Raw genomic sequence first — 23,425 nt, forward strand, 5'->3', positions numbered from 1 at the left:
CTCTTGGCACTAAACTGACGGTCAGATATAATTAGCCTCAGAATAACAATATGTAAGATTAAGTATGAGCCAGCACACCACTTAATGTTAACACCAAGCGATTTTGTCGTACTTTAATTACCACGCCTAAGCCGCCATCAAATGCCAAAATCTTCTCGAAACCGATCAATCTGATGCATCCGCTCATGCAGGATCGTCACGATACCGATGTCACCGTTTGATAGTCTGCGCCAGTAGACAACATGTCGCTCGTAGCGAAAGAAGAAACCTTCTACCCCAAATTCGGCGGGCACTGGCCGTGAAACGACCTCGTGGGTTTCTATCCTGGTAAATGCCTGAAACATGCCGGTAATGTAGCTATCCGCTTGCTCTGTACCCCATCGCTCGCGCGTGTAGCGGTAGATCTCGTCAAGGCGATAAGAGGCGGCCTCCTGTATGCGGACATTAGCCATAGGGTCAGGCCTTGTTGCGTGCGATGATATCTGCGGCGGTCAGGGAGACGTATGAAGATTCTGGTGCAGCAAAGGCATTAGTCAGTTCGGCCTTGAGTCGTGCGAATGCTTCCGCCTCTACCCGCTCTTTGTCCCGGCGGATCAGATCCCGGATGTACTCGCTGACGTTGTCGTAAGCGCCGTTTTCGCCTACGTTGGCGGCCACGAAGTCGCTCAGCGGCCCTTTGAGGCGAACGGTCATTGTCGTGGTTCGGGACATGGTGTGTACCTCATTGATGAATCACGTATTGAATATAAGCAAAAAATAATACAAAAACAACGTAGGACCATAAGTTATGAGGTGTAAATTATATGAATAAAAACTCATATTTTCATATGGTTATGAAACATTGGTGTATTGTGTTTGGCGAGGAGATAATATTAATCGGGAAGGGCGATTGAGCTTTGATGGCTGCCTAAAGGCGCTGTTAACTCGTTAACTTGACCAGTCCCCAAAACAAGGCTAATTTCAAGGCCTAACTGATACTGACTGTATCGAATTAGCGTTAATCAACTAAGACTTGGCGACTCAGCGCTTATCTCGTTTCCCGCTCCAATTTCTTCTCTATAGATGTCCACTGATGTCTGTAGGTCTATGATTCAACAAGGTAATCGCTCTGTTGCGCATCCGGCGAAATCCACTGAAAACCACCGTCAACCACGCCGAAGTAGTACACAAATTAGTACACGAAAATCGGGTGCGTTACGGATGCGGATTGTTTGCTGAGTCGCTTCCCTGTGCGCGGTACACCTCTCTTCAACCTTGAAGGAGGCATACCCTATGGCGTTAACCGATGCCGTCGCCCGGCAGGCCCGCACCACCGGCAAAGCCTATACCCTGAAACCGGCTTCGCGCAGCTGGTGGGCCATCAGCGTCAGCGACCGTTTTCTGTCTGCCTGCGTGGTATGGCTGCCGTCCCGGTTGCATCGGCAAAACTGGTTCAGCGTTCATGTCAGGTCATCCATAATCAGCCTTCTCTTTGTCGCTTTTTGGCTACAGTAAATTCACTTGTTCTGAGAGGAAATCGGGTTAGTGTCGTTGCCAGCTCGCCGCGTGGCTTGACCCCCAGAAGGCCACCTGTTTGTTTTCCGAACCAACGGCGTAGGCCGGGGCAAGGCAATAAGGGGCCTTCTGATATGTCGATAAAAATGTATTTCATCGACATCTCGGGAGTTGACGCATTGCCCGGCTATGGGCGAGGGGCTGCCTCCCCGGCACTGGCGGACGATGCCGGCGGATCGTCTCCGGTTCCGTTTGGCGTCGCTTTGTCGTCCGTTATAGCCGCGGCGATTCGACGTACGCCTTCTGTCACCCCGCGATCCAACAGACTCATCATCTCGGTGGTGGCCTGGGGCGCGACCTGTAACACCCCCCGCAGCGTGTGATAGGTATTCTCTAACGGGCGCAGGTAGCTGTCCACGCCGGTCGCACGCGGAAGCTGAGTCCGGTGCTGGGCCGCGATGTTGAACGCCGCGTTGGCAAGGCGATCCCCCGGTTCGATTTTCCCTTTGCGCGCCTTAATTTCCGTAGAAACGGCTTGATTGCTGTAAATGGAGGAAAGATAGGTAATTGGCGAGCTCATTCCGAGCAAAGCGTTTGTGGCACGTTGCCCGCTGCTGAGTGATGTCGAACTATTGGTTTTAGGCGTCAGGTCACCTAGGAGCGACCCCTGCACCGCCGACGCCATTTTGCTGTAGAAATTGCTGCGCACTCTATCTTGCCTGATGTCCAGGTTCTGCTTGATCTTGTCGCCGATGCTCGTCTGGGGTGTTTTCTGCGGCTCGAAGATGGCGAATTTACGTCCCTGAGGATCGGTGTAAGACGTATGAAGTTGCACTACTGATTTGATCGCGCCTGCCGCACCGGAACCCAGAGCGCCGAATCCTGAGAGAATATGCGGCGTCTTAAGATCCGCGACGCCGGCATCGTTAAGGCTTTGACGCAGCACCTGAACAGCGCTACGCGGGATAAAGGCCATCGAATCCCCTAATGCCAAAACGGTATCGCTGCGTAATTGTTTGTTGCTTACCCGTAAACGTTCCCGATCCGCCTGGGTCGCTTCCTCCGTCAGAGTGCGTGCCGATTTTTTCACCACCTCGCCGTACTTGCCTACCGCTGAGCGCAGGGGTTTGGGGACGATGGTATCGGCCTTGACGGGTTTAAGTCCAGGAACCCCCAACGCCTGTAGACCGTTTTCCAGAATCGGTTTCATCAGTCCGCCGATGGCTTCGTGGGCGAACCCGGTGACGCTGCCGGCCATCGCTGCTCTCCCCAGATAACCTAGCGCGTCGTTTCGGGTAATCTGGGTGCTAGCGGCGACGTTCATCCAGGATCGCGCTTCCCCCAGATGCAGGAATGTCTGAACGCCCTGAACGATAGCCGACCCCATAATGACCTTACCTTTTTCAGTCGCTTCCAGCGGTTTGGACAAGCGCTCCTGAACATCTTCCAGATTGAGGTGAGCTTGTATAGTCGCGAGGTGCTTAACCTTGGAATGCCCCTGATAGTCAATCTTTACGCCTTGCAGGAACGCCAGAGTCTGCTCATGAGCTTTCATTTCCGTTTGAATGGTCTTAATACGGTCATCCGAAGGCGCCGTCTCGGTAAGCTCATGTTCAAGCAGCGCCAGATTGGCCTTAACCTTGTTCTGGCTTGTTTCAAGTGCGTCGGGAACGCTCTTGAGCGCTTCTCGCGCCGCTGACGCCAGAGCCGTCTGGCTGCGGCGGACATCGGCGCGATCCATCTGGCTAAGGTTCTGTTCGCGCAACGCGGTATCGTGCAGTAGATGAGCATGTTCCAGGTAGTCGCCCAACTTTCCTGCATATTCAGCGAAAATCTGGGCGGTTTCCCGCACATCCGGGGGAGAATGCGGTTCACTGCGTGCCGCAATTTCGTTAAGCCGGTCGGCAACGCTGGGATCGGTCAGCCGCGGCGGCGGCGATATTCCCGGCAGATAAGCAGCCACATCATCGAAGCGTGCACCGGGGTTGGCTTCCAGCATCCCCCCTAGTAGGCGGGGAAGCGCGCCGTCAATCCGGGGCATGTCTGCGCTGCCGCGCTCCATCAGATCCAGCCGGTAATTATCAAAGAGTTCCTGATGGCGCTCCGGCAATTTCAATGGCTGATGTTGCGGCGCGTTGAAGGACGCAGCGCGTTCAAGCTGCTTGCTCAGCAGCGGAGGATTACTGGATAGTCGGATACTGACCGTTGATGTCGACGCAATGTCGGACGCTTTTGGCCGAGCGGGGAAGTCACCCAGGGTGAGCGGATGAGGCTGTATATCATTAATACGCATGTCATTGCTCCTCTCGTTAGGATTGACCATGCGTGGTGGCGATGGGCGCAAGGGCGGAACCTGTGGCGATGGACTCGCGCCATTGGTGAGCGAAGGCGGCGCAGGCGGAAAGCACGGACAACAGCGTGGCTGCGGAGGCTTGCCCAAGGCTGGCGGCGCCCATGAGCAGAATGTTTTCGGTCTTGGGATTGCGGGCCAACACCGCGCCGTAAGGCGCGTTGAAAAGGTGAAAATTCATGTCTAGCAGCGCGATGGACTGCTGTGCCGAATACTCATCGTGCAGTGGACCCAGATCGGCGTGGATCGCTATGTGGCCTGGCTCTGGCTGCGCGACATAAGGTAAGGAAAAATCGATACCATCGATCTCGAAATGGGGTCGTTCGTACAACACGCCGCAGCGGGGAATCTCTGCAAGGTCGCAGAAATCATCTATCAAGGCCCGATAGGCTTCCAGACTCATCTTTATATCTTCCTGTAATGCATGCTAAGGAAACCGTCATACTGCAAGTTGCAGCAAGGCGGCGGTGCGAATTGTTTAGGGCGTAGATACTGAAACCCTTGGTTCACGATCAAAAGAGAAGACCTGAAAGGGCCAAGCGTTTATCTTTCGCCGATCATTGTGTCGTTGTGAAACAAAAGTGAGTTCCATTAATAATAAAAATTATTTGTGACAACGCCTTCTTCGCGGCAGCATATCGGTAAAGGGATAAAGTGAGTTCGCGCACGCCAGCGTCCGGTTGGTGAAGCCACCCAGTTCGGCAAGTTAGTTATGGTTTTTTTATTTTGTTGTTATTGGTTGATGAATGTCGCTAATGGCTTGTCGATCAAATAGAAAATAATAGCGAGGACCATTAAATGGTTTAATGCGGTATTATTTGTGTCGGTATTATATTTGGTAAAATAATTTAGAATTATTGTTACATTGCCAATTGCAGTGTGTTGACTTCCCTCGCTTATCGCCTTCTTGCCGTTTGAAATATATTGGATGAGGTACATTGACTAGCAAAATATCTTTAAGGAAATTACTAATCACAACAATAATTTTGGCTGAAATTATATTTCATAAAATGAACTCCGCTCTATTTCGGCTTCAGTGAGCCATGCTCTAAATAAAGGCAAACCGTGAAATAAGGACCGTCGTCAGAATCCCACTTCAACGCTGACCGCTTTCACGGCCAATGGCATCAGAGATAAAAAAGGGAAAATAAGGTAACGACATATCATAAGTCATCCGTTGACTAACCAGATCAGGCGCCAAGACATGCTTCACAGCGATGCAGCAATGCCGCCGTTGTCTATGTTCGCTGATGGATTGGGTGCTTAAAAAATGTGGCGCGCCAGTGGCAGCATTGTCAGCGCTTGAAGCTCTTCTGCGGTGACGGTCGGCGAGTGGGTAAGAAAAGCTTGAATAAAGGCTGACTCATACAGACCGCGCTAATCTGCTGTGGGCTCCACTTCCAGTCCAGCCCCATCTCAACGTAAAACACGGTGTCCGGGTAGAGGAACCGCTTCGCCGCCGCCAGTCGTCGGGCATCACTCATCTGCTGCTTCCTTTAGAACTTTTTTCGATAATATTTTTGAAACCCCGGTTTTACAAACTTAGATTAGCAACCTAATGATTTTGGATTTTTACTAGGATCTTTTAACCCATTTCTTACTGATATCAAACTAAATTTATTAGTGGCGATGTTTTTCCTGCTTTCCTTAAGTAAAAATTTTTTTTGCTTCGCCTTGCATCTCGCCTTGTTTGTGCTAAAAAAAATAGATAGACAACATAAATACTTACCAATACTCCACAGCTATGAATTATTGGTAAAGTAAAAAATTAAAAGTAAAAAATAATAAGAATTCCCTATAAATATATATAGGGAGTGATTTAACAGTCCACTGTTGAATCTTATTCAATACTTATTTGGCCCCTCTAAAGAAAGACACTTGTCATTCGCCAGGAAGATGTTTTTCGAGAATGATTTCTGCTGATGTATTTTCATGATGGATTAATTGTGGTTCACAGTTAATCCATTGTGTGGGCTGTTTTTTGCCAAAAATATATCATATCCGCATTAAATCATCCTCTTCCATCGTTCAAGTATTTATCAATACTCAACTGGGAGTGAAAGTTAAATGAATAATCTCTCTATTACCGCGAAGGAAAGCGGTGTTACCTCTGTGGTTAATGCTTCTTCTGGGGAACTTTATTTATCTTCTCCTTCCATTGTGAAATTGCAGGCTAGTCGGCAAGACATTGCTTCAATGACTCGCTCTGGCAATGATTTGATCGTGTCATTGCACTCTGGTGAAAAAGTCGTTTTAAAAAACTTTTATAACGCCGGAGAGCAAGGAATCAGCGAATTAGTGTTGGAAGAAAGTGATGGTACTCTCTGGTGGATAAAAAACCCCGCAAATCAACCGCAGTTTGAATCTATTTTCAGTATCGATGAGATTATGGGCGGAGCCGAAAGCGTGGAATCTGCTGCCGGCGGCTGGCCGTACGGGCTGGTCGGACTGGCAGGTGCTGCCGGAGTGGGAGGTATTATCGCTATAGCGTCTGACGACGGCAAGAACGATGACAACAGACTAGCAATCCGTACACCCGACGCACCGACGACCAGAATTAGTGAAGACGGCACCACTATTAGTGGTGAAGCGCAGCCGGGTCACGCCATTAAAGTGACGCTGCCGGATGGTTCCACTCTTGAAACCGTAGCCGATACGGACGGTTCTTGGGAAATCAAGCTTGATGAACCGCTGGCCAACGGCGAAGCCGTAACGGTGACTGTTACGGATGCAGCGGGAAATGTGTCTGCGCCGGTGACGGCGACCGCCCCGGATCTCACTTCCCCGGTAGCGCCAGCCGATTTGCAGGTAGCGGAAGATGGGACTTTTGTCAGCGGCAGCGCGGAAGCGGGCAGTACCGTCACCATCACTGATACCGCTGGCAACGTATTAGGCAGCGTAACTGTGGGTGAAGATGGCAGTTTTAACGTGCCGCTGTCGCCCGCGTTAACCAACGGCGAAGCCGTAACGGTGACTGTTACGGATGCGGCGGGGAATGTGTCTGCACCGGTGACGGCGACCGCCCCGGATCTATCGATACCGGATACCACCGCGCCGGACGCGCCGGTGGCGGCTATCAGTGAGGACGGGCTGACGGTGAGCGGCACCGCCGAGCCGGGCAGTACGGTCACCGTCACCCTGCCGGATAGTACTACCCTGACAACCACCGCGGATGCGTTTGGCGTGTACAGCACCGAGCTATCGTCTGCATTGACCAACGGAGAAGCCGTGACGGTGACCGCCACGGATGCGGCGGGGAATGTGTCGGCGCCGACCACGGCGACGGCACCGGATCTGACCGCACCATCAGCCCCAGCCGATTTGCAGGTAGCCGCAGATGGGACTTCTGTCAGCGGCAGCGCGGAGGCGGGGAGTACCGTCACCATTACCGATGCTGACGGCAATGTACTAGGCAGCGTGACTGTGGGTGAGGATGGCAGTTTTAGCGTACCGCTGTCGCCCGCATTGACCAACGGCGAAGCTGTGACGATCAGCGCGACGGATGCAGCGGGAAATGTGTCTGCGCCGGTGACGGTCACCGCGCCGGATACGTCGATACCGGATACCACCGCGCCGGATGCGCCGGTTGCGACTGTTAGTGAGGATGGGCTGACGGTGAGCGGCACCGCCGAGCCGGGCAGCACGGTCACCGTCACCCTGCCGGATAGTACTACCCTGACAACCACCGCGGATGCGTTTGGCGTGTACAGCATCGAGCTATCGTCTGCATTGACCAACGGCGAGGCTGTGACGGTGACTGCCACGGATGCGGCGGGGAATGTGTCGGCGCCGACCATGGCGACGGCCCCGGATCTGACCGCGCCGTCAGCCCCAGCCGATTTGCAGGTAGCGGAAGATGGCACATCGGTAAGCGGAACCGCGGAAGCGGGCAGTACTGTCACCATTACCGATCCTGCTGGCAACGTATTAGGCAGCGTGACCGTTGGTGACGATGGCAGCTTTAGCGTGCCGCTGTCGCCCGCGTTAACCAACGGTGAAGAAATTAGCGCGGTAGCCAGCGACGCCGCGGGTAATAACTCCGCGCCGGTCTCTGTCGCGGCCCCGGATCTGACCGCGCCAGCAGCGCCAGCCGATCTGTTGGTGGCGGAAGACGGCGCATCGGTAAGCGGCAGTGCGGAAGCGGGGAGTACCGTCACCCTTACCGATGCTGACGGCAATGTATTAGGCAGTGTGACTGCCGGTGAAGACGGCAGCTTTAGCATACCGTTGTCGCCTGCGCTGACCAACGGCGAAGCTGTGACGATCAGCGCGACGGATGCAGCGGGAAATGTGTCTGCGCCGGTGACGGTCACGGCACCGGATACGTCGATACCGGATACCACCGCGCCGGACGCGCCGGTGGCAGCTATCAGTGAGGACGGGCTGACAGTCAGCGGCACCGCTGAGCCAGGCAGCATGGTCACCATTACCCTGCCGGACGGCACCATCCTGACAGCTACGACGGATGCCTTTGGCGTGTACAGCACCGAGCTATCGCCCGCATTGACCAACGGTGAAGCCGTAACGGTCACCGCCACAGACGCGGCGGGGAATGTATCGGCGCCGACCACGGCGACCGCACCGGATCTGACCGCCCCGACAGCCCCAGCCGACCTGCTGATAGCCGCAGATGGGACTTCTGTCAGCGGTAGCGCAGAAGCGGGCAGTACCGTCACCCTTACTGATGCTGACGGCAACGTATTAGGCAGCGTCACTGCCGGTGAGGACGGCAGCTTTAGCGTGCCGCTGTCGCCCGCGTTGACCAACGGCGAGGAAATTAACGTAGTAGCCAGCGACGCGGCGGGTAATGCCTCCGCGCCGGTCTCTGTCGCGGCCCCGGATCTGACCGCCCCACCAGCGCCAGCCGATCTGCTAATAGCCGCAGATGGGATTTCTGTCAGCGGCACGACTGAGCCGAGCAGCACGGTCACTATTACCGATGCTGACGGCAACGTATTAGGCAGCGTGACCGTGGGTGAGGACGGCAGCTTTAGCATACCGTTGTCGCCTGTGCTGACCAATGGTGAAGAAATTAGCGCGGTAGCCAGCGACGCGGCGGGTAATGCCTCCGCGCCGGTCTCTGTGGTGGCACCGGATAGCACGGCGCCGGACGCCCCGGTTGCGGCTATCAGTGACGATGGCACGACAGTGAACGGAACTGCGGAAGCGGGCAGCATCGTCACCCTTACCGATGCTGACGGCAACGTATTAGGCAGCGTCACTGTCGGTGAGGACGGCAGTTTTAGCGTGCCGCTGTCGCCTGCACTGATCAACGGTGAAACCCTCACCGCCATTGCTACTGATGCCGCCGATAATGCCTCCACGCCGGTCTCTGTGGCGGCACCGGATAGCACGGCGCCGGACGCCCCGGTTGCGGCTATCAGTGACGGTGGCACGACAGTGAACGGGACGGCGGAAGCGGGCAGCCTCGTGACGGTAACACTGCCGGATAATAGTACGCAGACCACGACAGCCGCGGCCAATGGCACCTGGAGTATTACGCTTCCGGAGGCGTTAACCGCTGGAGAACAGCTGACGGCGACCGCTACGGACGAAGCGGGGAATGTGTCTGCACCGGTGACGGTCACGGCGCCGGATACGTCGATACCGGATACCACCGCGCCGGACGCGCCGGTGGCAGCTATCAGTGAGGACGGGCTGACAGTCAGCGGCACCGCTGAGCCAGGCAGCATGGTCACCATTACCCTGCCGGACGGCACCATCCTGACAGCTACGACGGATGCCTTTGGCGTGTACAGCACCGAGCTATCGCCCGCATTGACCAACGGTGAAGCCGTAACGGTCACCGCCACAGACGCGGCGGGGAATGTATCGGCGCCGACCACGGCGACCGCACCGGATCTGACCGCCCCGACAGCCCCAGCCGACCTGCTGATAGCCGCAGATGGGACTTCTGTCAGCGGTAGCGCAGAAGCGGGCAGTACCGTCACCCTTACTGATGCTGACGGCAACGTATTAGGCAGCGTCACTGCCGGTGAGGACGGCAGCTTTAGCGTGCCGCTGTCGCCCGCGTTGACCAACGGCGAGGAAATTAACGTAGTAGCCAGCGACGCGGCGGGTAATGCCTCCGCGCCGGTCTCTGTCGCGGCCCCGGATCTCACTGCCCCGGCGGCTCCAGCCGATCTGCTAATAGCCGCAGATGGGATTTCTGTCAGCGGCACGACTGAGCCGAGCAGCACGGTCACTATTACCGATGCTGACGGCAACGTATTAGGCAGCGTGACCGTGGGTGAGGACGGCAGCTTTAGCATACCGTTGTCGCCTGTGCTGACCAATGGTGAAGAAATTAGCGCGGTAGCCAGCGACGCGGCGGGTAATGCCTCCGCGCCGGTCTCTGTGGTGGCACCGGATAGCACGGCGCCGGACGCCCCGGTTGCGGCTATCAGTGACGATGGCACGACAGTGAACGGAACTGCGGAAGCGGGCAGCATCGTCACCCTTACCGATGCTGACGGCAACGTATTAGGCAGCGTCACTGTCGGTGAGGACGGCAGTTTTAGCGTGCCGCTGTCGCCTGCACTGATCAACGGTGAAACCCTCACCGCCATTGCTACTGATGCCGCCGATAATGCCTCCACGCCGGTCTCTGTGGCGGCACCGGATAGCACGGCGCCGGACGCCCCGGTTGCGGCTATCAGTGACGGTGGCACGACAGTGAACGGGACGGCGGAAGCGGGCAGCCTCGTGACGGTAACACTGCCGGATAATAGTACGCAGACCACGACAGCCGCGGCCAATGGCACCTGGAGTATTACGCTTCCGGAGGCGTTAACCGCTGGAGAACAGCTGACGGCGACCGCTACGGACGAAGCGGGGAATGTGTCTGCACCGGTGACGGTCACGGCGCCGGATACGTCGATACCGGATACCACCGCGCCGGACGCGCCGGTGGCAGCTATCAGTGAGGATGGGCTGACGGTGAGCGGCACCGCCGAGCCGGGCAGCACGGTCACCGTCACCCTGCCGGATAGTACTACCCTGACAACCACCGCGGATGCGTTTGGCGTGTACAGCATCGAGCTATCGTCTGCATTGACCAACGGCGAGGCTGTGACGGTGACTGCCACGGATGCGGCGGGGAATGTATCGGCGCCGACCACGGCGACGGCACCGGATCTGACCGCGCCGTCAGCCCCAGCCGATTTGCAGGTAGCGGAAGATGGCACATCGGTAAGCGGAACCGCGGAAGCGGGGAGTACCGTCACCCTTACCGATGCTGACGGCAACGTATTAGGCAGCGTGACTGCCGGTGAAGACGGCAGCTTCAACGTGCCGCTGTCGCCTGCGTTGACCAACGGTGAGGAAATTAGCGCGGTAGCCAGCGATGCAGCGGGTAATAACTCTGCGCCGGTCTCTGTGGCGGCCCCGGATCTCACTGCCCCGGCGGCTCCAGCCGACCTGCAGATAGCCGCAGACGGGACTTCTGTCAGCGGCAGCGCAGAAGCAGGCAGTACCGTCACTATTACCGATGCTGACGGCAATGTATTAGGCAGTGTCACTGCCGGTGAAGACGGTAGCTTCAACGTGCAGCTGTCGCCCGCATTGACCAATGGTGAGGAAATTAGCGCGGTAACCAGCGACGCCGCGGGTAATAACTCCGCGCCGGTCTCTGTCGCAGCACCGGATCTGACCGCCCCGACTGCCCCAGCTGATCTGTTAGTAGCCGAAGACGGCACATCGGTAAGCGGCAGTGCGGAAGCGGGGAGTACCGTCACTATTACCGATGCTGACGGCAATGTATTAGGCAGTGTCACTGCCGGTGAGGACGGCAGCTTTAGCGTACCGCTGTCACCCTCGTTGACCAACGGTGAGGAAGTTAGCGCGGTAGCCAGCGACGTCGCCGGTAATGCCTCCGCGCCGGTCTCTGTCGCGGCACCGGATCTGACCGCCCCGACAGCCCCAGCCGATCTGTTGGTAGCCGAAGACGGCACATCGGTAAGCGGCAGCGCGGAAGCAGGGAGTACCGTCACCATTACCGATGCTGACGGCAATGTACTAGGCAGCGTGACTGTGGGTGAGGACGGCAGCTTTAGCGTGCCGCTGTCGCCCGCGTTAACCAACGGTGAGGAAATTAGCGCGGTAGCCAGCGACACCGCAGGCAATAACTCCGCGCCGGTCTCTGTCGCGGCCCCGGATAGCACTCCCCCGGACGCCCCGGTTGCGGCTATCAGTGACGATGGCACGACAGTGAACGGGACGGCGGAAGCGGGGAGCCTCATCACGGTGACGTTGCCGGATAACAGTACGCAGACCACAACGGCCGCGGCCAATGGCGCCTGGAGTATCACACTGCCGGAGGCGTTAACCGCCGGAGAACAGTTGACGGCGACCGCCACGGACGAAGCGGGGAATGTGTCTGCGCCGGTGACGGTCACGGCACCGGATACGTCGATACCGGATACCACCGCGCCGGACGCGCCGGTGGCGGTTATCAGTGAGGACGGACTAACGATGAGCGGCACCGCTGAACCGGGCAGTACGGTTACCGTCACGCTGCCGGGCAGCTTTACCCTGACAGATATCGCGGATGACGTTGGCGGTTATAGCGTTGGACTGCCGGTGGCGCTGACCAACGGAGAAGCCGTAACGGTGACTGCCACGGATGCTGCGGGGAATGTGTCTGCGCCGACCACCGCGATCGCACTTGATACCACTGCGCCATCCGCGCCCGCCCAGTTGCTGGTGGCGGAAGATGGTTCGTCCGTCAGCGGTACTGCGGAAGCGGGCGGCACGGTCACCATTACCGATGCCGCAGGCAATGTGCTGGGCAGTGTAACGGCGGATAACGATGGTCACTTCACCGTACCGTTGTCACCGGCTCTGACTAACGGTGAACAAATTAGCGCGGTAGCCAGCGACGCCGCGGGTAATAACTCCGCGCCGGTCTCTGTGGCGGCACCGGATCTGACCGCCCCGGCGGCTCCGGCCGACCTGCTGATAGCCGCAGATGGGACTTCTGTCAGCGGCAGCGCAGAAGCGGGCAGTACCGTCACCCTTACCGATGCTGACGGCAACGTATTAGGCAGCGTAACCGTGGGTGACGATGGCAACTTTAGCGTGCCGCTCACGCCTGCGCTGACCAACGGCGAGGAAATTAGCGCGGTAGCCAGCGACACCGCCGGTAATGCCTCCGCGCCGGTCTCTGTCGCAGCCCCGGATCTGACCGCGCCGTCAGCCCCAGCCGACCTGCTGGTAGCCGAAGATGGCGCATCGGTAAGCGGCAGTGCAGAAGCGGGCAGTACCGTCACCCTTACTGATGCTGACGGCAACGTATTAGGCAGCGTCACTGCCGGTGAAGACGGCAGCTTTAGCGTGCCGCTGTCGCCTGCACTGATCAACGGTGAAACCCTCACCGCCATTGCTACTGATACCGCCGATAATGCCTCTACGCCAGTCACCGTCGCGGCGCCAGATAACACGCCCCCGGACGCCCCGGTTGCGGCTATCAGTGACGATGGCACGACAGTGAACGGGACGGCGGAAGCGGGCAGCCTCGTGACGGTAACGCTGCCGGATAACAGTACGCAGACCACGACAGCCGCGGCCAATGGCACCTGGAGTATTACGCTGCCGGAGGCGTTAACCGCCGGAGAGCAGTTGACGGCGACCGCTACGGATGGAGCGGGGAATGTGTCTGCACCGGTGACGGTCACGGCGCCGGATACGTCGATACCGGATACCACCGCGCCGGACGCGCCGGTGGCAGCTATCAGTGAGGATGGGCTGACGGTGAGCGGCACCGCCGAGCCGGGCAGCACGGTCACCGTCACCCTGCCGGATAGTACTACCCTGACAACCACCGCGGATGCGTTTGGCGTGTACAGCATCGAGCTATCGTCTGCATTGACCAACGGCGAGGCTGTGACGGTGACTGCCACGGATGCGGCGGGGAATGTATCGGCGCCGACCACGGCGACCGCCCCGGATCTGACCGCGCCGTCAGCCCCAGCCGATTTGCAGGTAGCGGAAGATGGCACATCGGTAAGCGGAACCGCGGAAGCGGGGAGTACCGTCACCCTTACCGATGCTGACGGCAACGTATTAGGCAGCGTGACTGCCGGTGAAGATGGCAGCTTCAACGTGCCACTCACGCCTGCGCTGACCAACGGCGAGGAAATTAGCGCGGTAGCCAGCGACGCGGCGGGTAATGCCTCCGCGCCGGTCTCTGTCGCGGCACCGGATCTCACCGCCCCGGATGCGCCGGTGGCGGCTATCAGTGACGATGGCATGACAGTGAGCGGCACCGCGGAGGCGGGCAGTCTCGTCACGGTAACGTTGCCGGATAACAGTACGCAGACCACAACAGCCGCGGCCAATGGCACCTGGAGTATTACGCTGCCGGAGGCGTTAACCGCCGGAGAACAGTTGACGGCGACCGCCACGGACGAAGCGGGGAATGTGTCTGCGCCGGTGACGGTCACGGCACCGGATACGTCGATACCGGATACCACCGCGCCGGACGCGCCGGTGGCGGCTATCAGTGAGGACGGACTGACTGTCAGCGGCACGGCTGAGCCAGGCAGTGCGGTTACCGTCACTTTGCCGAACAATGCCACCCTGACAATCACTGCGGATGCGTTTGGCGTATATAGCATTGGGCTGCCGGTGGCGTTGACCAACGGTGAAGCCGTAACGGTGACTGCCGCGGATGCGGCGGGGAATGTGTCGGCGCCGACCATGGCGACCGCCCCGGATCTGACCGCCCCGACAGCTCCAGCCGACCTGCAGATAGCCGCAGACGGGACTTCTGTCAGCGGCAGCGCGGAAGCAGGCAGTACCGTCACCATTACCGATGCTGACGGCAATGTATTAGGCAGTGTCACTGCCGGTGAAGACGGTAGCTTCAACGTGCCGCTGTCGCCCGCATTGACCAATGGTGAGGAAATTAGCGCGGTAACCAGCGACGCCGCGGGTAATAACTCCGCGCCGGTCTCTGTGGCGGCACCGGATCTGACCGCCCCGGCGGCTCCGGCCGACCTGCTGATAGCCGCAGATGGGACTTCTGTCAGCGGCAGCGCAGAAGCGGGGAGTACCGTCACCATCACTGATGCTGACGGCAATGTATTGGGCAGCGTGACCGTGGGTGAGGACGGCAACTTTAGCGTGCCGCTGTCGCCCGCGTTAACCAACGGTGAGGAAGTTAGCGCGGTAGCCAGCGACGTCGCCGGTAATGCCTCCGCGCCGGTCTCTGTGGCGGCACCGGATAGCACGGCGCCGGACGCCCCGGTTGCGGCTATCAGTGACGATGGCACGACAGTGAACGGAACTGCGGAAGCGGGCAGCATCGTCACCCTTACCGATGCTGACGGCAACGTATTAGGCAGCGTCACTGTCGGTGAGGACGGCAGTTTTAGCGTGCCGCTGTCGCCTGCACTGATCAACGGTGAAACCCTCACCGCCATTGCTACTGATGCCGCCGATAATGCCTCCGCGCCAGTCTCTGTCGCAGCACCGGATCTGACCGCCCCGACTGCCCCAGCTGATCTGTTAGTAGCCGAAGACGGCACATCGGTAAGCGGCAGTGCGGAAGCGGGGAGTACCGTCACTATTACCGATGCTGACGGCAATGTATTAGGCAGTGTCACTGCCGGTGAGGACGGCAGCTTTAGCGTACCGCTGTCACCCTCGTTGACCAACGGTGAGGAAGTTAGCGCGGTAGCCAGCGACGTCGCCGGTAATGCCTCCGCGCCGGTCTCTGTCGCGGCACCGGATCTGACCGCCCCGACAGCCCCAGCCGATCTGTTGGTAGCCGAAGACGGCACATCGGTAAGCGGCAGCGCGGAAGCAGGGAGTACCGTCACCATTACCGATGCTGACGGCAATGTATTAGGCAGCGTGACCGTGGGTGAGGACGGCAGCTTTAGCGTGCCGCTGTTGCCCGCATTGACTAACGGTGAGGAAGTTAGCGCGGTAGCCAGCGACGCGGCGGGTAATGCCTCCGCGCCGGTCTCTGTCGCGGCCCCGGATAGCACGCCCCCGGACGCCCCGGTTGCGGCTATCAGTGAGGATGGGCTGACAGTGAGCGGCACCGCGGAGGCGGGCAGTCTCGTGACGGTAACGCTACCGGATAACAGTACGCAGACCACAACGGCCGCGGCCAATGGCACCTGGAGTATTACGCTGCCGGAGGCGTTAACCGCCGGAGAACAGTTGACGGCGACCGCCACGGACGAAGCGGGGAATGTGTCGGCGCCGGTGACGGTAACGGCACCGGATACGTCGATACCGGATACCACCGCGCCGGACGCGCCGGTTGCGGCTATCAGTGAGGACGGACTAACGGTGAGCGGCACCGCTGAGCCGGGCAGTACGGTTACCGTCACGCTGCCGGATAGTACTACCCTGACAACCACCGCGGATGCGTTTGGCGTGTACAGCATCGAGCTATCGTCTGCATTGACCAACGGTGAGGAAATTAGCGCGGTAGCCAGCGACGCGACGGGTAATACCTCCGCGCCGGTCTCTGTCGCAGCACCGGATAGCACGGCGCCGGACGCACCGGTTGCGACTATCAGTGACGATGGCACGACAGTGAACGGGACGGCGGAAGCGGGCAGCCTCGTGACGGTAACGCTGCCGGATAATAGTACGCAGACCACGACAGCCGCGGCCAATGGCACCTGGAGTATCACACTGCCGGAGGCGTTAACCGCCGGAGAACAGTTGACGGCGACCGCTACGGACGAAGCGGGGAATGTGTCTGCACCGGTGACGGTCACGGCGCCGGATACGTCGATACCGGATACCTCCGCGCCGGACGCGCCGGTGGCGGTTATCAGTGAGGACGGACTAACGGTGAGCGGCACCGCTGAACCGGGCAGTACGGTTACCGTCACGCTGCCGGACAGCACGGCTCTGACAGCCACCGCGGATGCGTTTGGCGTGTACAGCATCGAGCTATCGTCTGCATTGACCAACGGCGAGGCTGTGACGGTGACGGCCACGGATGCGGCGGGGAATGTATCGGCGCCGACCACGGCGACGGCACCGGATCTGACCGCGCCGTCAGCCCCAGCCGATTTGCAGGTAGCCGAAGACGGCACATCGGTAAGCGGCAGTGCGGAAGCGGGCAGCATCGTCACCATCACTGATGCTGATGGCAATGTATTAGGCAGCATCACTGTCGGTGAAGACGGCAGCTTCAACGTGCCGCTGTCGCCTGCGTTGACCAACGGTGAGGAAATTAGCGCGGTAGTCAGCGACGCCGCGGGTAATGCCTCCGCGCCAGTCTCTGTCGCAGCACCGGATCTGACCGCCCCGACTGCCCCAGCCGATCTGTTAGTAGCCGAAGACGGCACATCGGTAAGCGGCAGTGCGGAAGCGGGGAGTACCGTCACTATTACCGATGCTGACGGCAATGTATTAGGCAGCGTGACCGTGGGTGAGGACGGCAGCTTTAGCGTGCCGCTGTTGCCCGCGTTGACTAACGGTGAGGAAGTTAGCGCGGTAGCCAGCGACGCGGCGGGTAATGCCTCCGCGCCGGTCTCTGTCGCGGCCCCGGATACCACGGCGCCGGATGCCCCGGTTGCGGCTATCAGTGACGATGGCACGACAGTGAACGGGACGGCGGAAGCGGGGAGCCTCATCACGGTGACGTTGCCGGATAACAGTACGCAGACCACAACAGCCGCGGCCAATGGCACCTGGAGTGTCACGTTGCCGGTGGCGCTGACCAACGGTGAAGCCGTAACGGTGACCGCCGCGGATGCGGCGGAGAATGTGTCGGCGCCGACCATGGCGACCGCCCCAGATCTGACGGCTCCAGCGGCTCCGGCCGATTTGCAGGTAGCCGCAGATGGGACTTCTGTCAGCGGAACCGCGGAAGCGGACAGTACCGTCACTATCACCGATGCTGACGGCAATGTATTAGGCAGCGTCACTGTCGGTGAAGACGGCAGCTTCAACGTGCCGCTCACGCCTGCGCTGACCAACGGCGAGGAAGTTAGCGCGGTAGCCAGCGACGCGGCGGGTAATGCCTCCGCGCCGGTCTCTGTCGCGGCACCGGATAGCACGGCGCCGGACGCCCCGGTTGCGGCTATCAGTGACGATGGCACGACAGTGAACGGGACGGCGGAAGCGGGGAGCCTCGTCACGGTAACGCTACCGGACAACAGTACGCAGACCACAATAGCCGCGGCCAATGGCACCTGGAGTATTACGCTGCCGGAGGCGTTAACCGCTGGAGAACAGCTGACGGCGACCGCTACGGACGAAGCGGGGAATGTGTCGGCGCCGGTGACGGTAACGGCACCGGATACGTCGATACCCGATACCACGGCCCCGGACGCGCCGGTGGCGGCTATCAGTGAGGACGGACTGACTGTCAGCGGCACGGCCGAACCGGGCAGTGCGGTTACCGTCACTTTGCCGAACAATGCCACCCTGACAATCACTGCGGATGCGTTTGGCGTATATAGCATTGGGCTGCCGGTGGCGTTGACCAACGGTGAAGCCGTAACGGTGACTGCCGCGGATGCGGCGGGGAATGTGTCGGCGCCGACCATGGCGACCGCCCCGGATCTGACCGCCCCGACAGCTCCAGCCGACCTGCAGATAGCCGCAGACGGGACTTCTGTCAGCGGCAGCGCGGAAGCAGGCAGTACCGTCACCATTACCGATGCTGACGGCAATGTATTAGGCAGTGTCACTGCCGGTGAAGACGGTAGCTTCAACGTGCCGCTGTCGCCCGCATTGACCAATGGTGAGGAAATTAGCGCGGTAACCAGCGACGCCGCGGGTAATAACTCCGCGCCGGTCTCTGTGGCGGCACCGGATCTGACCGCCCCGGCGGCTCCGGCCGACCTGCTGATAGCCGCAGATGGGACTTCTGTCAGCGGCAGCGCAGAAGCGGGGAGTACCGTCACCATCACTGATGCTGACGGCAATGTATTGGGCAGCGTGACCGTGGGTGAGGACGGCAACTTTAGCGTGCCGCTGTCGCCCGCGTTAACCAACGGTGAGGAAGTTAGCGCGGTAGCCAGCGACGTCGCCGGTAATGCCTCCGCGCCGGTCTCTGTGGCGGCACCGGATAGCACGGCGCCGGACGCCCCGGTTGCGGCTATCAGTGACGATGGCACGACAGTGAACGGAACTGCGGAAGCGGGCAGCATCGTCACCCTTACCGATGCTGACGGCAACGTATTAGGCAGCGTCACTGTCGGTGAGGACGGCAGTTTTAGCGTGCCGCTGTCGCCTGCACTGATCAACGGTGAAACCCTCACCGCCATTGCTACTGATGCCGCCGATAATGCCTCCGCGCCAGTCTCTGTCGCAGCACCGGATCTGACCGCCCCGACTGCCCCAGCTGATCTGTTAGTAGCCGAAGACGGCACATCGGTAAGCGGCAGTGCGGAAGCGGGGAGTACCGTCACTATTACCGATGCTGACGGCAATGTATTAGGCAGCGTCACTGCCGGTGAGGACGGCAGCTTTAGCGTACCGCTGTCACCCTCGTTGACCAACGGTGAGGAAGTTAGCGCGGTAGCCAGCGACGTCGCCGGTAATGCCTCCGCGCCGGTCTCTGTCGCGGCACCGGATCTGACCGCCCCGACAGCCCCAGCCGATCTGTTGGTAGCCGAAGACGGCACATCGGTAAGCGGCAGCGCGGAAGCAGGGAGTACCGTCACCATTACCGATGCTGACGGCAATGTATTAGGCAGCGTGACCGTGGGTGAGGACGGCAGCTTTAGCGTGCCGCTGTTGCCCGCATTGACTAACGGTGAGGAAGTTAGCGCGGTAGCCAGCGACGCGGCGGGTAATGCCTCCGCGCCGGTCTCTGTCGCGGCCCCGGATAGCACGCCCCCGGACGCCCCGGTTGCGGCTATCAGTGAGGATGGGCTGACAGTGAGCGGCACCGCGGAGGCGGGCAGTCTCGTGACGGTAACGCTACCGGATAACAGTACGCAGACCACAACGGCCGCGGCCAATGGCACCTGGAGTATTACGCTGCCGGAGGCGTTAACCGCCGGAGAACAGTTGACGGCGACCGCCACGGACGAAGCGGGGAATGTGTCGGCGCCGGTGACGGTAACGGCACCGGATACGTCGATACCGGATACCACCGCGCCGGACGCGCCGGTGGCGGTTATCAGTGAGGACGGACTAACGGTGAGCGGCACCGCTGAACCGGGCAGTACGGTTACCGTCACGCTGCCGGGCAGCTTTACCCTGACAGATATCGCGGATGACGTTGGCGGTTATAGCGTTGGACTGCCGGTGGCGCTGACCAACGGAGAAGCCGTAACGGTGACTGCCACGGATGCGGCGGGGAATGTGTCTGCGCCGACCACCGCGATCGCACTTGATACCACTGCGCCATCCGCGCCCGCCCAGTTGCTGGTGGCGGAAGATGGTTCGTCCGTCAGCGGTACTGCGGAAGCGGGCGGCACGGTCACCATTACCGATGCCGCAGGCAATGTGCTGGGCAGTGTAACGGCGGATAACGATGGTCACTTCACCGTACCGTTGTCACCGGCTCTGACTAACGGTGAACAAATTAGCGCGGTAGCCAGCGATGCGGCGGGTAATGCCTCTGCAGCAGGCACTGTCAGCGCGCCTGACACCACTGCACCGGACGCGCCGACCGCTACTATCAGCGACGATGGCGGCAGTATTAGCGGTGTGGCTGAAGGCGGTAGTACCGTTACCATCACCCTGACGGATGGCACGGTTCTGACGACCACGGCGGATGCGGAAGGCAACTACAGCTACACTTTCCCGCATGCGCATGCCAACGGGGAAACGGTGACGGTGACGGCCACGGATGCGGCGGGGAATGTCTCGGCGGTGACGAATGCCACCGCGCCGTTGCTGGAATTGGCGGCGAACGACAATGAAGTGTTACTGAATTTGACCACCGATGCGGCAGTCACCACCGAGTCGTACAGTGACTGGGGCTTGTTGGTGGTAGGCGCGCTAGGCAATATCGCTTCGTTGCTGGGAGATGATAGCGCGCAGGTCACCTTCACGATTGATGACGGCGCCACGGCGGATGTCGTGCTGGAAGCCAATGCCACCGGCGGCGTGCTGTCGCTGCTTAGCAGCATGGGTGTGATGGTACAGCAATATAGCGCTGACACCGATTCCTGGAATACGGTGATCGATACCGCGAACTCTCAGTGGGCCAGCCTGCTGACGATCGGCAATAACGGCGTCACGCTGAACCTTGAGGACATGGGTGAAGGCACATACCGCGCGCTGGCTTATAACACCACTTTGCTGGCGGTTGGCTCTTTCATCAGCGTGGCGGCAGAAGTTACTCAGACCGCCGCAGGCGTGGTAAGCGGTGAAATCAGCTATACCGGCAACCTCATCACTGATGACGATCCGATCCATGGTACGGATATTACGCCAACTGGTACGGTAGTGACGCAGGTAGCCAACAGCGCGGGGAACGTGGCCTCGGTAACGGAGGATGGCACCACCATTCAGGGAGAATATGGCACGCTGACCATTAATCTGGACGGTAGCTATACCTACACGCTCACTGACACTTCCACGGCAGCACTGGGCCGCATTGATAGCTTCACTTACACGATAACCGCGAATGGTGCAACGGCCACCGCCGACCTGTTGGTGTCGCTGGGGACGGAAATCAGTGCTCCCGGTAATGTGATTGCCGTGGATGATTCGGCTTCCATTACCTTTGACACCACGGTAACGGCAATAGATAACGGAGCTTCGTCGCAAAGTGGGTTTACCGTGCTGAATCTGGGTCTGGGCAGCGTGCTGAATGTGGGGATATTGGACGATCTCACTAACCCGATTATTTTTGATGTGGAGGAGGGCGCAACCCGCACAATGACGCTTCAGGCATCCGTCGGCGGTGTTTCCGTCGTGTCTGGTTTCGATCTTTATATCTACAAATTTAATGATGCCACCCAACAGTACGATCAGTACCGCGTGGTGGAAAGTTGGCTGACTGTCCTGTTGGTGGGGGGCTCTTCCGACGCACTGACGCTGACGCTGCCAAGTGGGCAGTACCTGTTCCTGCTGGATACCGCTTACGGTATTTCTGCGTTGACGGGGTACACCCTGAATATTCAGCAAGACCATGTTTATACAGTGGAAACGGTCAGTGCCGGCACGTCCGGCAACGTGATGGAAGATGACACCGCGCCTGAGGGATCGGTGATCAGCTCGGTGAACGGGACAGCGATAGCCGCCGATGGCACCACCAGTATCGTTGGTGAATATGGCGTGTTGACCATTGATGTTCAGGGTAATTACACCTACACGCTGAACGCTGGCGTCGGTGCGGACGGCATTACCGCACCGGACAGTTTCGTCTATACGGTGACGGCGCCAGATGGCGAGTCCGACAGCGGCACCCTGAACATCAATCTGGCGTCCAGCGCACTGGCGGCCCTGGACGATAGCGTCACGCTGTCAGCGACGGCGGCGCAGGAAGAGACGGGCTACAGCGACAGCGATGCGGGTTCCGTCACCTGGAGTTCGGCATTATTTAGCACTACCACGGGGAGCGCCAGCGGTACAGTCACGGTCGCGGATAATATCGTGCTGAAAGACGCTAGCATCACCTTTAACGTGAATTCCTCACTGAGCCTGAGTAGCCTCAGCATTAGCTGGGCGTTGCTGAATAGCGACGGGACAGAGCTGACGTCTGGCACGCTGAGCGGCGGCAGCGCGACAGTTTCGCTGGGCGGCCTGGAGTTGAATACCGGTGATTATACCCTGAACTTTACTGGTTCTATCGGGCCACTGTCTATCGGGAATATCTCGGTGAACGCGTCGGTGACGGGGACCAGCGTGCTGCTGGATAACTTCCAGACTGATACCGCCACCGTGGAAGGCAATATCTTCGACGGCAGTGGCTCGGAAGAGAGCGCTTCCGACCAACTTGTTTCCGTGGCGACCACGCTCTCGATTACCGATGTGAACGGCGCGGTCACCACGCTGAATCCCTACGTCACTAGCGACTCTGTGGCGACGGTGCAGGGTAAGTATGGCGTGCTGACGCTCCATATCGACGGCGAGTACAGCTATACCCTGAACAGCGATGTGGCGCTCACCGCAATCACCGAGAAGGAAACCTTCAATTATACCCTGACCGCGCCGCACGGAGAAACCGCCAGCGCCGTGTTGACCATTGATCTGGCGCTGCAACTGAACGGCACCAGCCATAGCGATATCGCTACCAGTTCGGTCTACGACGACACCCTCTCGCTCGGCAGCGGTGCCGATACGCTGATTTTCAACCTGCTGGACAGTACGGACGCGGCGGGAGGCAACGGCAGCGATACCTGGACGGACTTCTCGCTGACGGATAGCGACCGGATCGATATCAGTCAACTTCTGCAAGGCTGGGATGGCTCCGCCAGTAGCGCCAGCGACTGGATTTCTGTGGAAACCGTCAACGGTAACACGGTGATCTCTATCGACCGCGACGGTCAAGACGCGGCGTTCACCTCCACGGAACTGGTCACGTTGCAGTCGGTTCAGGTCACGCTGGATGAACTGCTGGAAAACAACGCCATTAATGTCTGAGTCATAACGAAAACCCACGGCGCAGCAGGAGACTGCTGTGCTAGTGGTGTTTTT

General features: G+C 59.3%; 6 protein-coding genes. 2 read left to right on the plus strand and 4 right to left on the minus strand.

The window, feature by feature from the left end:
- Positions 1 to 137: 137 nt before the first annotated feature.
- Complete coding sequence (locus ACN28R_RS21850) at positions 138 to 452, minus strand: type II toxin-antitoxin system RelE/ParE family toxin (protein ID WP_048637313.1); 315 nt, start codon at positions 450 to 452, stop codon at positions 138 to 140.
- Between the two features lie 4 nt (positions 453 to 456).
- Positions 457 to 711 carry a ribbon-helix-helix domain-containing protein gene (locus ACN28R_RS21855; protein ID WP_048637314.1) on the minus strand — a complete coding sequence of 85 codons (255 nt, stop codon included), beginning with the start codon at positions 709 to 711 and terminating at the stop codon, positions 457 to 459.
- A gap of 561 nt (positions 712 to 1,272) precedes the next feature.
- Between ACN28R_RS21855 and ACN28R_RS21860 the strand changes: the two genes are divergently transcribed.
- Positions 1,273 to 1,494, plus strand: coding sequence for a hypothetical protein (locus ACN28R_RS21860; protein ID WP_048637315.1), 222 nt, complete (start codon positions 1,273 to 1,275; stop codon positions 1,492 to 1,494).
- A gap of 187 nt (positions 1,495 to 1,681) precedes the next feature.
- Here ACN28R_RS21860 and ACN28R_RS21865 read toward each other — a convergent pair whose 3' ends face one another.
- A complete protein-coding gene (locus ACN28R_RS21865) occupies positions 1,682 to 3,787 on the minus strand; it encodes a hypothetical protein (protein WP_095835450.1) in 2,106 nt (701 codons plus the stop codon).
- 16 nt (positions 3,788 to 3,803) lie between these two features.
- Positions 3,804 to 4,247, minus strand: coding sequence for a CesT family type III secretion system chaperone (locus ACN28R_RS21870; RefSeq protein WP_095835451.1), 444 nt, complete (start codon positions 4,245 to 4,247; stop codon positions 3,804 to 3,806).
- Positions 4,248 to 5,911: 1,664 nt separating this feature from the next.
- Between ACN28R_RS21870 and ACN28R_RS21875 the strand changes: the two genes are divergently transcribed.
- Positions 5,912 to 23,371, plus strand: a complete 17,460-nt coding sequence (locus tag ACN28R_RS21875; RefSeq protein WP_145957987.1) for a BapA/Bap/LapF family large adhesin — start codon at positions 5,912 to 5,914, stop codon at positions 23,369 to 23,371.
- The last annotated feature ends 54 nt before the right edge of the window (positions 23,372 to 23,425 follow it).

The organism is Brenneria goodwinii (assembly GCF_002291445.1).
GTDB lineage: Bacteria > Pseudomonadota > Gammaproteobacteria > Enterobacterales > Enterobacteriaceae > Brenneria > Brenneria goodwinii.

Excerpts from the sequence above, each read along its gene's own strand:
- ACN28R_RS21855 (WP_048637314.1), bottom strand. The coding sequence starts at position 711 with ATGTCCCGAACCACGACAATGACCGTTCGCCTCAAAGGGCCGCTGAGC.
- ACN28R_RS21870 (WP_095835451.1), bottom strand. The coding sequence starts at position 4,247 with ATGAGTCTGGAAGCCTATCGGGCCTTGATAGATGATTTCTGCGACCTT.
- ACN28R_RS21850 (WP_048637313.1), bottom strand. The coding sequence starts at position 452 with ATGGCTAATGTCCGCATACAGGAGGCCGCCTCTTATCGCCTTGACGAG.
- ACN28R_RS21865 (WP_095835450.1), bottom strand. The coding sequence starts at position 3,787 with ATGCGTATTAATGATATACAGCCTCATCCGCTCACCCTGGGTGACTTC.
- ACN28R_RS21875 (WP_145957987.1), top strand. The coding sequence starts at position 5,912 with ATGAATAATCTCTCTATTACCGCGAAGGAAAGCGGTGTTACCTCTGTG.
- ACN28R_RS21860 (WP_048637315.1), top strand. The coding sequence starts at position 1,273 with ATGGCGTTAACCGATGCCGTCGCCCGGCAGGCCCGCACCACCGGCAAA.